This window comes from bacterium, from assembly GCA_037128595.1.
GTDB lineage: Bacteria > Verrucomicrobiota > Kiritimatiellia > CAIKKV01 > CAITUY01 > JAABPW01.
Map to the genome: position 1 here is coordinate 1 of JBAXWB010000012.1, position 16,199 is coordinate 16,199.

Annotated in this window: 9 protein-coding genes; 8 read left to right on the forward strand and 1 reads right to left on the reverse strand. The window is 58.7% G+C overall.

Translation table 11 applies throughout. From position 1 onward, the window contains the following. Nucleotides 1-272: transcriptional regulator (locus tag WCS52_08935; protein ID MEI6167306.1), on the forward strand; the 272-nt coding region annotated here is incomplete at its 5' end. Nucleotides 273-798: 526 nt separating this feature from the next. On the opposite strand, the gene WCS52_08940 is transcribed toward WCS52_08935, so the two are convergent. Continuing rightward, on the reverse strand, nucleotides 799-3,498 hold the full coding sequence (locus tag WCS52_08940) for a glycoside hydrolase family 9 protein (protein MEI6167307.1): 2,700 nt from the start codon (nucleotides 3,496-3,498) through the stop codon (nucleotides 799-801). Between WCS52_08940 and WCS52_08945 the strand changes: the two genes are divergently transcribed. The 7 genes from WCS52_08945 to WCS52_08975 all read left to right on the forward strand — a co-directional run bounded on the left by WCS52_08945 (nucleotide 3,497) and on the right by WCS52_08975 (nucleotide 16,177). Continuing rightward, complete coding sequence (locus tag WCS52_08945) at nucleotides 3,497-6,151, forward strand: glycoside hydrolase family 78 protein (protein ID MEI6167308.1); 2,655 nt, start codon at nucleotides 3,497-3,499, stop codon at nucleotides 6,149-6,151. The two genes, WCS52_08940 and WCS52_08945, sit on opposite strands and share 2 nt — an antisense overlap. Nucleotides 6,152-6,183: 32 nt before the next feature. After that, nucleotides 6,184-8,487, forward strand: coding sequence for a trehalase family glycosidase (locus WCS52_08950; protein ID MEI6167309.1), 2,304 nt, complete (start codon nucleotides 6,184-6,186; stop codon nucleotides 8,485-8,487). A 311-nt stretch (nucleotides 8,488-8,798) separates the two neighbouring features. After that, nucleotides 8,799-9,911, forward strand: coding sequence for a polysaccharide deacetylase family protein (locus tag WCS52_08955; protein MEI6167310.1), 1,113 nt, complete (start codon nucleotides 8,799-8,801; stop codon nucleotides 9,909-9,911). A 17-nt stretch (nucleotides 9,912-9,928) separates the two neighbouring features. Then, nucleotides 9,929-11,137, forward strand: a complete 1,209-nt coding sequence (locus tag WCS52_08960) for a glycosyltransferase family 4 protein (GenBank protein MEI6167311.1) — start codon at nucleotides 9,929-9,931, stop codon at nucleotides 11,135-11,137. Between the two features lie 14 nt (nucleotides 11,138-11,151). Further along, entirely contained in the window at nucleotides 11,152-12,645 is a 1,494-nt protein-coding gene (locus WCS52_08965) for a flippase (protein MEI6167312.1), read from the forward strand. Nucleotides 12,646-12,692: 47 nt separating this feature from the next. Then, nucleotides 12,693-14,906: a hypothetical protein gene (locus WCS52_08970; GenBank protein ID MEI6167313.1), complete on the forward strand. Its 2,214-nt coding sequence runs from the start codon at nucleotides 12,693-12,695 to the stop codon at nucleotides 14,904-14,906. Between the two features lie 2 nt (nucleotides 14,907-14,908). After that, on the forward strand, nucleotides 14,909-16,177 hold the full coding sequence (locus WCS52_08975) for an ATP-dependent 6-phosphofructokinase (GenBank protein ID MEI6167314.1): 1,269 nt from the start codon (nucleotides 14,909-14,911) through the stop codon (nucleotides 16,175-16,177). Nucleotides 16,178-16,199: the final 22 nt, after the last annotated feature.

A 16,199-nucleotide genomic window follows, 5' to 3' on the forward strand; every position in this document is an offset into this window, starting at 1 on the left:
CACAAGTCACCCCACAAGTCACCCCACAAGTCACCCCACAAGTCACCCCACAAGTTGTAACGATTTTGGAAAGAGCAGGCCAAGAGGCTAGTGCGTCTGATCTTCAGGTCGTGCTCGGGCTGAAGGATCGAGTGTACTTCCTAAAGCGATATTTAGAGCCTTGTCTGACTGCTGGTTGGTTGATACGAACCATTCCCGACAAACCGCGTAGCAGTAAGCAGAAATACCGCCTTACAGACCAGGGGCGATCCGTGCTTGCTAAAGCCAAGTAATTTTCGATTCTCGTCGAATTTTCCTTTCTCCCCAGGCTCCAAAAGCGTAAATTCCCAGTCAACTGGGAACGTAATATTTTAAGGGCTACTACCTGACAACCGAACCCGAAAACGCAATGCCGTCGAAATCCTGGGTACTTCCAAAAACGCATGTCCCCGCTTCACCGGTGAAGGACCGTGGCCACAGATACTTCACTCCGTTCTGATCTGGTCGTATTAAAAACAATTTGTCGGAACGGATGGTGTGTGCAAGGTCTTTTGCTTTGACGCTTCTGGCACAGGTTTCGACAGAGCGAAACCCTCCATAAGGATTGAAAACATGAAAATATCATGTGTTTTCAAAATGGAGGGATGCGCTCCGTCGCATCCGCGGCGCCAAAATAGGCCAAAAAAAGATCCTAATGGTGTGTGGCCGGCATAAAATTGCCCATGTAAGGTCATTGGCTGTGGCTTGAGGTTTCACCTGACCACCCATCCCAATATTCACTTGTTTTCAAAACGCTGAAAATAACCTAGATAATTTTCATCAGGGGGCCCAGAAAAACCCATTCATCTCGTTGCGTTGGCGCGGCTGGCGGTTTTTCAGCGGATCGGAGGGCATCCATCCCTTGTCCAGAAACGCCCCCAGCATCAATGCCACCGGTCCGATCGTCTCCTGCACCGTGAATTCATTGCAGAGCGGGTCGCGATAACCGTGCGGCCCGATCGCGCGCCACAGCGGGACGATGAGGTCGCCTTTGGCGTTATAAGCCGCCTTGTCCAGGAAATCGATCCGGTGCTGCACCTTGTCACTCGTAGGTGAATCGGGGATGTTCATGGAGACGACATTCTGGATGACGCCGAAGGGGGTGGTGATGATGCCGTAGGGGGTAATGCCCGGAACGGGATCCAGGATGCCGTCACGCCGGGTTTCCTGATCCTGCACCACGGGTATATAGGCATCGCCGATCCCTGTGGTTTGCACCAGACTCAAGGGGTTGCAACCCAATAGGAAATCGGCATTGAGCAGGGCCCATAGCCTGTACTTCTCCTCGCCAGTCAGCTTCCAGGCTAAAATCAGATAACGGGCCCACGATGCCGATACGGCGCCACCCCACCGGCGGGATTTCTGTTCGCGCCAGGAATGCCGGTACGGCACGTCCATGGCATTGGTGATCGCCTCATTGGCGAACGCGACCAGTTCGGTTTTAGCTTTTTCCCTGATTTCAGGGTTGAGGCCGGGCAGGTCGAGTGACGCCAGTTCATAGAGGACGGCGTAATTCAGGTTGTAGTTCGGGTAGGATTTGAAGTAGCGGACATTGTTCGCCCCAAACTTGGTATTCAAATCGCTGATATACGCTTTATTGCCCGTGAGAACGGCAAGATTCGCTGCGGCCATGCCACCCTGGAAATCATGATCGCCCTCTTTTTCGATCAGGGTCAGGGTCTTCGGGGTTGGCGTCTTATCCGTGGGGCCCTGGAGCGTGACCGTGATCTTCATGCCATCTTTGGAATGGGCTGGATTGTTCGCCCACTGGTAGGCCTTTTCCGCCGTGGCCAGGTACTCGGCCGCGATGGCGGGGTTGAACGGCTTGACCAGACGCGCAAACATGGAGGCGCTGGCGGCGTAATACATGGTGCTGACCCGGTCGGGCAGGGAAAGAAAATAGGGATCGGTATCCTTGTCCGGCATGCCCTTGTGTTGAGGATGACTGAAGGTTTCGATGCGGCCGGAGACCGAGCCATCGGGTTGCTGGGATCGCTTCCAGACGTCGATGCCATACCGGGCCTCGTCCAGCAGGTCCGGGATGCCATTGCCGCTTTCCGGGAGGTTGAGCTGTCCGTCCGTAAAGGCCGTGGGGTTCAAGTCATAAAGGAGCAGAAGGTCCCAAACGGGCACATGGTGCGAATTGCGGCGATCGTAGTCGGCGGCATCATGCCAGCCACCCCAGACGTCGTAGGTCTTGTTGGTGTCGGCCGTTTGCCGGACCACCTCGAAATCAAACTGCTTGATCTTGTTGACGCTGCTGCCGTCATCCAGCCGCCAGGCTCCCATATTGCCCACCAGCTTGCAGGTCCCGATGGGTGTGTGGTGACAGGTATTGCGTGTCCAGGCCGTGTATTTTGACTCCAGGGCGCAACCGCAGCGTTGATGAAAGAAGCCGCGGGTGGCCGTATAGAACGCCTCGCCCAAGGCGTTTTTGTCGATAATGAATTCATAGGAGCGGCCCATACCCGGCACACGGATGTAATACGCGCCAGATTGGCTGAAGGCGGTGAAGTCCATTTCATAGACATCTTCCCCGCTGTAGCGCTCCTGTTTTTTCATGCCCCACGTGGCGGTATCTTTGCTGCGCAACAGGATCTTTCCTTCGAAACAGACAGCATGGGTGGTGGCATCGCAAATCTGGAATGTACGGAAGGCGGAATAGTCAACCGGCCCGACCAGCGGAATCCACTCGCCCAGATAGGCGTATTTTTTGGGTGCATCGGGCAGGTAGCCGACCTGATTCACCTTGATGGCAGGCGTGATCACGCGGGTGTCATTGAAGATGAACTCATACCTCCGTCCATCGGCTTGTTGCACGGTGTATTTTTTCCCGCACTGAAGGGGGAAGGGCCATTTCAAATAGGCGCAATGCCCGATGACGTAATCGAAACACTCCCGCAAGGGGGCGTCGGGCGCGTAGTCGCGGGTCCCTAGCGAATTGGCCCAATAGCTGACCTTTTCGGGATTCACCGGCTGGCGGTAGTTCGGATCATCCGGACTGCTAAGGGTGAAATTGGCGGGGTTTTTCATCCAGATATGTTGTGTGCTCAGTTTCTCGTAACCGATTTTCCAGAGGAGCGCACGCTGTTTATAGCGGGGCCAATTCGGGTTCCCGGTGGTCTCGAGATCCAGAAGGTCCTTGTTGCGGTCATCGAACGCCTGCTTGGCATCGGCGTAGATCAACGCCTCGGTTTCGTCCATGTAATCATTAATCAGCAGCAGCCACTGAGGGGAATACACATAAACCTTGTCGATGGTTTTGGCGGCGGAGGCGTAAATTCCAGGTTTCGATTCTTTGACGGCCGGTTCGGCGTGAAGGGGGGACGGGAAGGTTCCCAGGGTCACTAACACACAGCAAACAAAAAGGGCGGGCGTGGTGATTTTCATGCCGGAGATGATGCAGAAATGAGCTATTGCAGTCAAGCGGGGATGCAAATTCTTGACTTCCGTCCAGTCTGTCGTCACCATTCCGCCCATGACCATTCCTACCCATTTGTGCTGTAATGATCTTGACCATCCCCTGGGCGTGGAAAGCCCACACCCCCTGTTCAGTTGGATTATGGAGTCGGGTGAGCGGGGGCAGTGCCAGACCGCTTATGAGGTCTGCGTTTCCTCAACTCCCGAAGGCCTCGCGGGAGAGGTGGCGGATTTATGGAGTAGTGGGCTGGTGCAATCCGCTCAATCCACGCAGGTATCCTATGCCGGCACCCCGCTGCGGTCGAGGCAACGCGGCTACTGGAAGGTGCGACTGCATGACCAGAGCGGTACGCCCGGCCCGTGGAGTGAGTCGGCGTGCTTTGAGATGGGTTTGCTTAGGGGAACCGACTGGCGCGCCCAATGGATTGCGCCGGCGGACTACAGCATGAAGGAGGTGCCACCCGCCCCCCTCTTGAGGCGCGCCTTCCAGTTGCCCGCGGGGTATAAAAAAGCCAGGGCTTATGTGTGCGGTCTTGGCTATTATGAGTTCCATGTCAATGGCCGGCGTATTGGCGACGAGGTGCTGATGCCGGCCTTTTCGCGTTACGATCGCACGTCCTATTATCAGACCTGGGATGTGACCCCGGCGTTGCAGGCCGGGGAGAATGTGCTGGGCATCACCCTGGGTAACGGCTGGTATAATTGTTTCACGGAGGAAGTCTGGGATTACAAGCAGGCGCCCTGGCGCGCCCAACCGAAATTGCGGTTACAACTTGAAGTCGAACTCGCCAATGGCCGGACTCAGCGCATCGTGAGCGATATCAGCTGGCAGGCCGGCACGGGCCCCATTGTGTTTGATGGGCTGCGAAATGGAGAGACCTATGACAGCCGGCGGGAGCAACCCGGCTGGTCGGCACCCGGCTTTGATGCCTCAACTTGGAAAAAAACCAGGATTGTGCCGTCACCCGGCGGGACGCTGCGCTCCCAGCAATTCACGCCCATTCGCGTCACCGGTTCCATCCGGCCGGTGAGCGTACGTGAGGTCAAGCCGGGGGTCTGGGTGTTTGACCTCGGTCAGAACATCGCGGGGTGGTCCCGGGTCACGGCGCACGGGCCTGCCGGAACGACCATCACCCTGCGCCACGCCGAGAAACTGGATGCTGAAGGCGATATTGATCCCCGCAACATCAACTGGTTTATCAAGAGTGGTCAGTGCCAAACCGACCAGTTCATTCTCAAAGGGGAAGGCGATGAGGTGTTCCAGCCCCGTTTCACCTATCACGGGTTCCAGTATGTCCAGATGACCGGGTTTCCGGGAACGCCCACCCTGGACAGTCTGACGGGAATCACCGTACATACGGATTTTAAAACCCAAGGGGAGTTTGAGTGTTCCCATCCGCTTCTGAATACGATCCAGCGCGCCGCGCGCTGGTCCACCCTGGGCAATTACCACGGTATTCCCACCGACTGTCCCCACCGCGAGAAGAACGGCTGGACGGGCGATGCCCATTTGTCAGCCGAACAGGTTCTGTTGAACTTCAACCCTGATACCGCCTACCGGAAGTGGCTGCGGGATTTTCACGACGTCCAGCGGGAGAGCGGGCAACTGCCGGGCATTATTCCAACCGGTGGCTGGGGCTACAACTGGGGGAGTGGTCCAGCCTGGGACAGCGCCCTGATTCTGATTCCCTGGTATCTCTACCTGTACCGGGGCGACCGCGCGGTGCTGGCTGAAAATTACGCCGCCATGACGCGGTATATCGCCTATATGACCTCGATGGCCTCCGGGGATACCGTCGATTTCGGGCTCGGGGATTGGTGTCCTCCCGTTGGGGAGGCCAGTGACCACAAATGTCCCATCCGGGTCACGGATACGGCCTATTACTATGTGGATGTCAGCCGGGTGGCCATCATCGCCGGGTTGCTGGGCAAAAAGGCGGATGCCGCCCGTTACCGCAAGCTTGCGGTGAAAATCCGCAAGGCATTCCAGAAACACTTCCTTGATCGCGGCACAGGAATGGTTACCGGAAACACACAGACCTCCATGGCCTGCGCCTTATATCAGGATCTGGTCGATCCCGCCGATCAGCCGAACGTGTTGGCGGCGCTGGTGAGTGAAGTTGAGGCGAGCCACCGCCATATCGATTGCGGGATTCTGGGAACCAAATATCTGCTCCATATCCTGACGGACCTAGGCCGGGCTGATCTGGCGTATGCGATCGCCACGCAAACCGATTTCCCGAGCTGGGGCCATTGGTTCGAACAGGGCGCCACCACGCTCTGGGAGAACTGGAATGGACACGCCTCGCGGAACCACCACATGTTCAGCGATATCAGCGCGTGGTTCTACCGTGGACTGGCCGGTATCCGTCCGGATCCAGGGGAACCGGGTTTCAAGAATGTGATTATCCAGCCCGCCCCCGTGCCGGGTCTGGACTGGGTAAAGGCCTGGCACCAGTCGCCCTATGGACGTATTGAAAGCCGCTGGACGCAAGAGGCCGGAACCTTCCGGCTCGAGGTGACCATTCCTCCGAATAGTCACGGTGAGATCCATCTGCCAACCTCCTCGGTGGCGTCCGTCTGTATTGACGACCGTTCTCCGTCGGGTATCCCTGGAGTCGAGCCGGCTGGCCCCGACTCCCTGGGCCGGCCGGTTTTCAAGGTCCCCTCCGGCCATTACCGATTTTCTTGTGCCGTGCGAAGGTCTTGCTAAACCAGAGAGGCATCAACCAAATGAATAACCCGATGAGCAAGAAGCCCATAGAGATTATCGCCTGGAGCTGCGGAGGGGAGCGGGCTGATGACGCCGCCCTCAATACCTGGCAGGTCCTGCGACCTGACGGGCTTTTGCCTTTCACCGGTGAGTCAAAGTTTTACAAGGCGCGGATTCGAAGTACCGGGGCGGGGGCTCTGGTGCTTCACCTTGAAAGTCCACGCCCCATCCGCGTCCGGGCGGCCGGTGAGCGGGTGCTTGATGAACCTCTGGCCTGGCGTAGTTTCCAGCGCAAAGTGGTGGCCGCCCTCGTTCTGCCGGTCGAGGCCGGGACGCCTGAATTGCTGATAGAGGTGGGGGCGCGGCCCTGCCACCCCTCCAAGATTGATGACCACTGTCCCTCCCGTCGGCGTGAGGCCGTCATGCGTGAACTTGCGGCCATCCTGCCTGATGTGCTCCGGTTGGAAGGGCATATCCACGAAGCGGTGGCCGTTCACCCGACGGCCCTGCGGTTTCTGCCGGGACAGTTTGTTAAGGAGGGCTGGATCTGGCAGGAAATCCTCATCCGGCCTGTACCGGGCAGCGAGCAGTCGCCAGGAACGGCCATCCGCTCCGTGGCCGAGCTTCCGCCTGTGTTTATTACGGTCAGTGGCCCGGTGGTGCCGGACCGGGTTCACGATGGAACGACTGACGAGGAACGCCGGGCCGGCTTGCGGCATCTCTACATTCCGGTTGCGTCCAGTGACCCTGCCACGCCCGTTGTCCGGAAACCCGGGCCCGAAGCCCGGCCTGAACCCCGGCAGGAAGTCGTGGCGCAGGTGGCCTTGCGCGTGGAATGCCCCCAGGCCGTTGAACTCACCATGCCCGTTTTCGAAAGTCTTGGCCGAAAAGCGCCGCAACGGGAGTATCGGGCCCTTGTGTGGCCGGACTGGGAGACGGTCCGGGCCAATCTTCCTGAACCGGTTCTGCCTCCTGACCTGATTCATTTCAAAGCCTTGTACGAGGAAGCCTGGCAGATGCTGCTCCGGCTGGTGCGGACCCCCCGGCCTGAAAGCGGTCTGCCCAACAGTTACATCGGCACCGGCACCAACTTCCCGCACTGCCAGTTTGTCTGGGACACCTCCTTCACGGCGATGGCCGCCGCCTATGGCTGGCGGGCAATTCCGGCCCAGGCTTCGCTCGATCTGCTGTATTCACGGCAGTTTGACGGCGGATACCTGCACCGCGAGCACGATGTCCGTGACGGTACGCCCTTGCTCTACGAGCCTGACTTCAGTCCCAATCCCCCCATTATGGCCATTGCCGAATGGAAGCTGGCCTGCTTGACGGGCGACCGGTCCCGCTTGATGAAGGTCTATCCGGCCTTGACTGAACTGTTTGAGTGGCTGGAAGCCAATCGCCAACTTCCAGACGGAACTTTCTGGACGACGGGCCTGGCCAATGGACTGGACAACTCCCCCTCGCTCGGGGACGGATATCCTGACCTCACGGCGCAAATGGCACACCATGCGGAAATGATGGCCCTCATGGCCGACACCCTCGGGCGCCCGGAGGAAGCGGCGGAGTGGCGGGCCAAGCATGCCCGGATCGGTGCAGCCCTCAACGCCCGGCTGTGGAGCGAGTCGATGACGTTCTACTCCACCTCTTTGCCAGGGGGCGGACACAACCCGAACAAGGTCGTTACCGGCTTTTGGCCCCTGTGGGCGGGAGTGGTGCCGCCGGAGCGGGTGGAGCCTCTGGCCGTTCATCTCAAGGATCCGGCCAGCTTCTGGCGGCATCATCCGGTTCCCAGTCTGGCGGCGGACTCCCCGCACTTCAAACCATTGGGGCAATATTGGCTCGGCTCCACTTGGGCGCCCACGAATTACGCGACTATTAAGGGCTTCCAGCGGGCAGGCCGGCAGGCGCTGGCCTTGGAGACGACCCTGCGCCACCTCCAGTGTCTACATGATGTCTATAAGACCACCGGCTCACTTTGGGAGAATTATTGCAGCGAGGCGTCCACCCCCGGCAACTGGTCGGCCGCCGATTATTGCTGGACGGCGCTCGGCCCCATTGCCCTCCTGTTCGAGGTGATTATCGGCCTGGAACCGGATGCGCTCAACCGTCGTCTGGTGTGGACTCCCCCCATGGGCATGAATGTGGGCGCAAAGCGGTATCCCCTAGGGCGGGCGACGGTCGATCTGCAGGTGACTCACGAAGGCTCGAAACAGGTGTTCTGTATCAAATCCGATTGCCCATTCACCCTCGAAGTGAGGCGTGACGGGGAGTGTAAAACGGTGGCCTGCGCTGTTGGAACCACCTGGGCCTCTTTTAACTCAGCCGATTCAAAATAGTCCTCCATGATGAACGCCCTGGCTTCAGCCTCACAATATTGGATTAATTCCAGACTTCGGGTCTGCATCAAGTCAGGACATTGTTTACTCATATTTTCACTCCCACTAAATCTACTGATAGATAATATATATATAGTTATTGAATAAATGCATATCGGGGAAATCCTGAATTTGCATCAGGGTATTGCTGATTAAGCAAAAGGGTTATGATTGAGCCGTACAGACCTTGTTTGATGCCCAGTACCGCAAATCGTTGGCTTGAAGGTGGCCGCGAGGGGTGGTACTTTCCGCAACTGAAGAAAGAGGCAGTGATGAGCGGCTCGATTCCATTTTCTGAACGAAACACACCGTGGCGCGGGGGCTTGGACCTCGTGACAGGGTGTTATCCTGCTTTTCTGTTCGGCGGTTCGCTGGGCCGCTGGCTGCCGGTGTTCCATTTTCACGAAGCCACGGTGGCCGGGTTGGAGCCCTATCTGCAATATCTGGTAGAAAACGGCTATCATACGGTGACCTCGGAGGCCATTGCCGCCTATGTCCGTAAAGGCATTCATCCGGGCCCGAAATCGGTGGCCCTCTGTTTTGACGACGCCTGGGCGAGTTTATGGACGGTGACGGCACCCTTGTTGAAAAAACATGGGCTTCAAGCCATTACCTATGTCAGTCCCGCGCGCATGCCTGACCTGGCCGTCTTGCGGCCGACTCTTGAAAGCCCGGAAGGGGCGCCGGTGGATGTTGATTCCTCGGTAACGCCTTTTACGTCCTGGGCAGAACTGCGGGCCTTGCAGGGGGCGGGTACGGTGGACATCCAGGCCCATACTCTGGGCCATACCATGATTTTCGCCGATGCCTGCATCGGCGGTTTTGTCACGCCCGGGTTCCTGCGCCACCCCCACCTTTATCCGCTGCTGGATACGGGAGCCGGGGAGCGCTACCTGACGCCAGCTGATTTAGGGGCGCCGCTCTATACCCAGCGCTCCCGCTACTCCGATGCCCTCCGCTATGATAATCCGGCGGCCTTTGAGGCGTGTGTCCGGAAGGTCCGTGAGAATGGCGGGGCAGACTTCTTCACCCGGCCTGACTGGGACCGTGACCTGCGCCAGCTCGCGTCGTCGTGTGCGGGCCGCCAGGAAACTCCGGCTCAGCGGGATGCGGCTATTTTCAATGACCTGTTGGCCGCGCGCCAGCAACTGAATGCCCGGCTGAATACGGACACGGTCCGTCATATGTGTTTTCCCTGGGCCATTGCAAGTAAGCCCGGCGAGGGTGCCGCGGAAAAGGCCGGGTATGTGACCGCCTTTGGCGATCGGCTGTTCGGGCGCCGTGCGGTCCGCGCCGGGGATCCGCCTTACCGTCTGATGCGTCTGAAGCATCAGCTGCTCTATGGTCTGCCAGGACGCGGACGGCGAACGTTCTTTCAAAAATGAATACGAACAGAGAACCCATGAAACCCCGTGTTTGCCTTTTGACCGACTCCTATTACCCGGTGGTGGGGGGTGGGGAAGCGCATGCCCGGCTATTGTGCGGGGAATTCCAGCGGTTGGGGGTTCCTGTTTTTGTTCTGACTGGCCATAAGGTGGCGACGTCTCCGGCTTTTGAGACCCGGGATGGCGTGGCAGTGCACCGGGTGCCGCCGGCCGGCTATCCTCGACTTGGGAAATATCTGATGCTGGGGTCGAGTTTCTGGCGCCTGATCCGGATGCGGCGCGAGTATGATGTGCTGTATGTGTGCGGGATCCGCACGCTAGGGCTGGTTGCGGTGCTGGCGGCCCTGCTGCTTGGAAAAAAATGCGTGTTGAGGGCTGAATCCCGGGGCGAGGTGTCCGGTGGTTTCATCTGGGAGAAAACGGACGGCCGGGTGAATCGCTTGCTAAAGCTTATGTTTATTGGTTCGATCGGGCTTCGTAATGTTTTCCTTAAAAAGGCGGATGCGTTCCTGAGCATTGCCTCAGTGATCAGGGATGAGTATGAAGCTTGCCGGGTGCCGGGTGAAAAGATCGTTGAAATCCCGAACGGGATCGACGTGGAGCGGTTTTGTCCGGTGTCCCCTGAGGCCAGGGCGTCGTTGCGCCGGAAACTGGGACTGCCTGAGGGGCGCTTGTTTGCCTATACCGGAAAACTGAATCGGGGTAAGGGTCTGGAGTTTCTGGTGCGTGTCTGGAAAGACTGGGTCCCGCAACATCCGGACTGCAGGCTCTTGCTGATCGGCTCCGGTGCCATGCAGTTTCTCTCCTGTGAAAAAGAGCTGCGTGACTATGTCGACCAGAACGGCTTGCAGGGCTCGGTGATCTTTGCCGGGAGTGTGAGTAATGTTCAGGAGTATCTGCAGGCTTCGGACTTTTTCCTGTTTGCATCTGAAAGTGAGGCCCTGCCGCTCGCCTTGCTTGAGGCTCTGGCGACCGGCCTTCCCACCGTGGCCTCAGACATTGGCGGCTGCCGGGCGATTATCACCGATGGCCGGGAAGGCCGGCTGGTGCCTCCCAATGATCCGGTGGCCTGGGTGGCAGGGCTGGATGCCCTGCTGAATCATCCGGCCATGTCGGAAAACTGGGGCAAGGCGGGGCGCGCTACCGTGGTTCAGAAATTCAGCATTACCCATGTAGCGGAGCAGCACCTCGCCCTTTTTGCACGGATCGCGAGCGTGGCCTCGTGAGCCAGGAGCCTGAATTGCATAAGCCGCCTTCAACAGGCCGGATGCTGAAGTTTACCGGTTGGAATCTATTCGGGTTATGCGCGCCCATGGCCGTGGCCTTCTTTGCCTTGCCACCGTTGCGGGGGCGGATGGGCGAAGACATCTATGGCGCCTTCATGTTTCTCCTGACGGTGATCAATTACCTGTCGATCCTTGATTTAGGGCTTGGCCGGGCCGTGACGCAATCCATGTCCGCCCGGATCGCGAGCCGGAAGACAGAGGAGTTGCCCGCCATTTTCTGGACGGCCATGGCGATGATGCTGGCGTTCGCCCTGATTGGGATGGCGGTGTTCTTTCCGCTCATTCCCTCCATTGTCTGCAAATGGAGCCGGATTCCTGCGGGACTGCAGGCGGATGCCGCTTATACGCTGTTTGCGGCCGGGTTCGGTACGCCCTTCCTGGTTCTGGCGGCTTGTCTGGTAGGAGTGCTGGAAGCGCATCAGAAGTTCAAGCTGATTAATATTATCCGGCTGCCGATGCAGACGTACACCTTTCTTGGCCCTCTGGCCGTCGCGCTGGTATCGCACAGCCTGTTGGCACCGGTGGTCGCCTTGCTGGCCGGGAAAGCCGTGGAATGCGCCATCTATTTTACGGCCTGCCTGTGGGATGTCCCCGTGTTGCGGCGGGGCATCTGCTTCCAGCGGAAACTGGTCCGTCAGTTATTTGTGCTCGGGGGCTGGATGTCAGTCTCCAGCATCGCGATGCTGGTGTTGAATCAGATCAACAGTGCGCTGATGTTTGCGCTGCTGCCGGTCGCCATGGTCGGGTTTTATGCCACCATCGCCGAGATGGTGATCCGGCTGTTGATTTTCCCGCGGGCGGTGGTGTCGGTGTTGTTTCCCTCTTTTTCCGCCCAGCATGTGATGGTCGAGGGAACCCTGGCCGACCTGTATGCCAAGGGGGTCAAGAGTCTGCTGATTTTTTCGTTCCCGGTGATCCTGATGCTGTTCGCGTTTGCCGGTGAAGCCCTGACGGTGTGGCAGGATGCCGCGTTTTCGGCGGAGAGCGCCGGGGTGATGCGCTGGCTGACGGCAGGGATTTTTGTGTATAGCTTGTCCTTCGTGCCCTTTTCCCTGCTGCAGGGAGTCGGACGTCCGGATGTCAGCGCCAAGTTGCATCTGGTCGAAATCCCGCTCACCATCGTGCTGGCCTGGAGTTTGATGAAGCATTTCGGGATGCAAGGCGCAGGGGGTGCCTGGTTCATCCGTTGCGGTTTCGAAACCGTAGCCATGGCCCTTCTGGCGAACCGGTATGCGCCCGGCTCAGGACGTGCGATACGGCGGTCTGCGGGAATGATCGGGGTGGCGTTGCTGTTCATGGGCGCGATGGCCTTGATTCCCTCGTTCCTGATAAGGCTGGCCCTCTACCCGGTGGAACTGGCGGCCTTTCTGCTGCTGAGCTGGCGCTGGTTGCTGACGGCGGCGGAGCGGGTGGCCTTGGCGGACGCCCTGCGCAAGCTAAGGTTTTGACAGAGCAAAACCCTCCATTATAAAGAAGGGAGGCCGATGGGGAGTAAATGAAACTGCGGAAACATCAATTTGTCCTGATTTCGGTCCTCGTCTCCATGGCGGTGTACTTTGTGGTGACCTGGCCGCTGGGGGCGGAGTTTCAGGCGGGGATCCCCTCGTCCAACCGGCCCGAGGCGGGCGGCGCGCGGTACATGATTCCCGGGGATCACCTTCAGTTCCTTTACCAGCTGTGGATGTTGGCGGATTCGTTCACGGGGGGAACCCCCTTGTTCTACCACGTCTATGAGTTCAACCAGGGAAATGACCAGGCCCTCTACAATCCCGGCAGCTATTACTTTCCCTTCGGATTTTTGTATTCCGCCGGGTATGCGCTGGGGGGGCGCGTGGTGGGGTGGAACCTCATGCTGTGCGTCACCGTCTGGCTGATCTATGGGTCGACCTGGTTGCTGCTAATGCGGTTTTCAAAGTCCATCCTGACGGCGGCCGTGGCGGCGTTGCCTTCCATTCTGCTGCCCTATTTCTATGTGTCCCTGCTGGGCGGCAGTCCGACGGGGCTGGGCATGTTGTGGGTGCCCCTGATATTTCTAGGCGTGGATGTGGCCATTCGGGACCGGAAGCGGTGGGGTGGAATTCTGGCCGGGGTCCTGTTGTTTATCTCTTCCTGGGTAGACCTCCATGTGTTCTTCTTTGTCTTTTTGGCGACTCCCGTATGGATCCTGATGTGTCTGATGATGGGGCGGGTGAAGTTTAGGCTTGGTGATACCTGGCCTATTTTCGTTGGCATGATCGGGGCCTACTTACAGACCAGTCTGATCAAGGCCTCGCTGGATGATACCTTGCAGTCCAAGGGGCGTACGCTCAATGAGTCCCTTGGCTATGCCGTCCGGGCTAACGGCTGGTTCAATATGGCCCTGGATAACCGGGACAATATTGTTTATATCGGGGTTGTTGCCGGTGTGATCCTGTTGTTGGGATGGGCGTGGCTGGCGTATGATGCCTGGCGCGCCAGGGCGGATGGCCTTTTCCGGTTCTGGCAGTATGGTCTGGTGCTGCTGGCCGTGGGGGGGATCGCTGTTCTCGCGCTGGGCCCCAACACCCCGTTCGATCCCCACCATCGGTTGTGGCAGGCCTTGCGCAAGGTGATTCCGCCCTATCAGATGATCCGGCAGCCGGCCAAGATTTATTGCCTTCTGACCCCCTTTCTGGGGATTGCATTGGCCATGGCGATCGATCGGTTGAACGGGGTGGTCAGGTGGCGTGCCTGGAAGGCGATTCTGGCGGGGGTTATTGCGGCCGGGTTTCTGGTCGATTACGGGTATCGGCTGGATCCCACGATCTGCCTGTTGGACGATGAGCAGGGCGGCTACCGGGCGGTGGCGGAGGATGCCGCGAAATGCGGGCGTGAGAACCGGGCGGTGGCGATCCCGCTGTGGCCAGGGGATTCGCATTGGAACTCCATTACGGAGTATTACGCCACCCTTTACCGGACAAAGATGCTGAATGGCTATTCGCCTTCGGTGTCGCGTCAGTATTTCACCAATGTGTTTCTCCGGTTTGAAGCGATCAACATGGGGGTGATCACGGATGATATTCTGGACGGGCTTCTTTCCATGAAGGTGGGCTATGTGATGCTGCATGAGGATGCCTTCCCTCAAAAGGTCAGTCCCTTTCCGGTTTCCCACACACTGCGTGAGCTGGGCCGGCATCCCCGGCTTCAATTCCTGGCAAAGGACAAGGCGGTGTGGGCCTTCAAGATTTTGGAGAAGGGGCAGACGGTCGGGAGCGAGTCCGTATCTCCCCTTCTGGCCAGCAGGCAATGGGAGGCCTGTGATGGCAACCAGATCACGGTGTCGGGTGAGGGATGGAAAGCATTGAAGCCCGGGGAGAGTCTGACAATCCCTGCCAACCGCTGTTTCTATTCTGCCTTTTCAGAGGGGGCCAACGGGCGGGTTCAGCTTGAGGTTGCCCGGGTCCCGGCGGGGGTCGTGTTCTATGTGCCGGTGGTCCCTGTTGTACCGGGGCGCTATCAGATTACCCTGGAGGTTCGGTCGAGGGCTGAGCCGGGCACGGTCCTGGGGGGGTGGTCGGTCGGGCGTTCTGATGGGAAGGAGCGGGTTTCCATTCCGGTGCGGGCAGGGGAGGACGCTTCCCTGGAATACCGGACGGAACAGCCGTGTTCCTTGCGCTTTGAATTTGACTACAATCGGAAGTTTGACATGGGCATTCAGGCGATTAAGATTCAGCGCAAAGAAGGAGCATGACGATGGACATGAAGATTGATTCACTGGGTGAGGCACGCATTGCCTCGCCTCTGCGGCGGACGGTGAACGAGAAGATCCGGATTCCTTATCAGATTGCGTATGAGGCCGGCAAGGTGGCGCCGGAGGCCATTACCTTTGAGATCGCCGGCCCCCGGGCCAACCTGTTCTTTGATAAAACCAAGGTCAAGGCGGGCATTGTCACCTGCGGGGGGTTGTGTCCGGGTCTGAATAATGTCATCCGCTCGGTGTATTACGAACTCACCCATGCCTATGGCGTGCAGGAGGTCTACGGGTTCCGTTACGGGTATCAGGGATTGGATCCGGTGCGGGCGAGTGATCCGCTGCGGCTGACCGCGGAGTTTGTGGATCCGATTCATCGACAGGGCGGAACGGTATTGGGCACGTCGCGGGGACCGGTGGATCCGGTCCTGGCCATAGATAATCTGATAAAGCGCGGGATCAATGTACTGTTTTGTGTGGGCGGGGATGGAACGCAGCGTGGGGCCTATACGCTGCACCAGGAGGCTGAGCGGCGCGGGTATCCCTTGGCCGTGGTCGGCATTCCCAAGACCATTGACAACGATGTGGGTTTTGTGGCCCGCACCTTCGGGTACCTGACGGCGGTGGATGAAGTCCGCGGGATCCTGGACTGCGCCCATCAGGAGGCCCGCAGTGTTTTTAACGGCGTCAGCCTGGTCAAGGTGATGGGACGCCATGCCGGATTTATCGCGGCTGGGGCGTCCATTGCCAGTCAGGATGTCAATTTCACCCTGATCCCGGAAGTCCCCTTTGCCCTTGAAGGGCCCGGGGGATTCCTGGAAGCGGTGAAGGCGCGTATCCTCAAGCGGGCGCATGCGGTGATCGTGGTCGCCGAAGGGGCCGGCCAGGATCTGCTGGCGCAGCAGGGTAGCGGGAAAGATGCCTCTGGCAATGTGAAGTTGGGTGATATCGGGATCTTCCTCCGGGAACAGCTGGAGACTTGTTTCAAAAAGGCCGGGGTGCCCATGGTGTTCCGCTACTTCGATCCCAGTTATATGATCCGGAGCCAGGCGGCGAATCCGGCGGATTCGGTCCTCTGTGACTTGTATGCGCGCAATGCGGTTCATGCCGCCATGGCCGGCAAGACCGGACTGGTGATTGGATTGCTCCATGATACCTATATTCACGTACCGGTCGAGGCGTGCGTGGCTGAGAAAAAACGACTGGATCCTGATGGCGACTCGTGGCGTGCCGTTTTGGCGGCAACCGGACAGCCGGACCGGTTCATTTGAGTCCTGCGGAATGGAGGGCGCT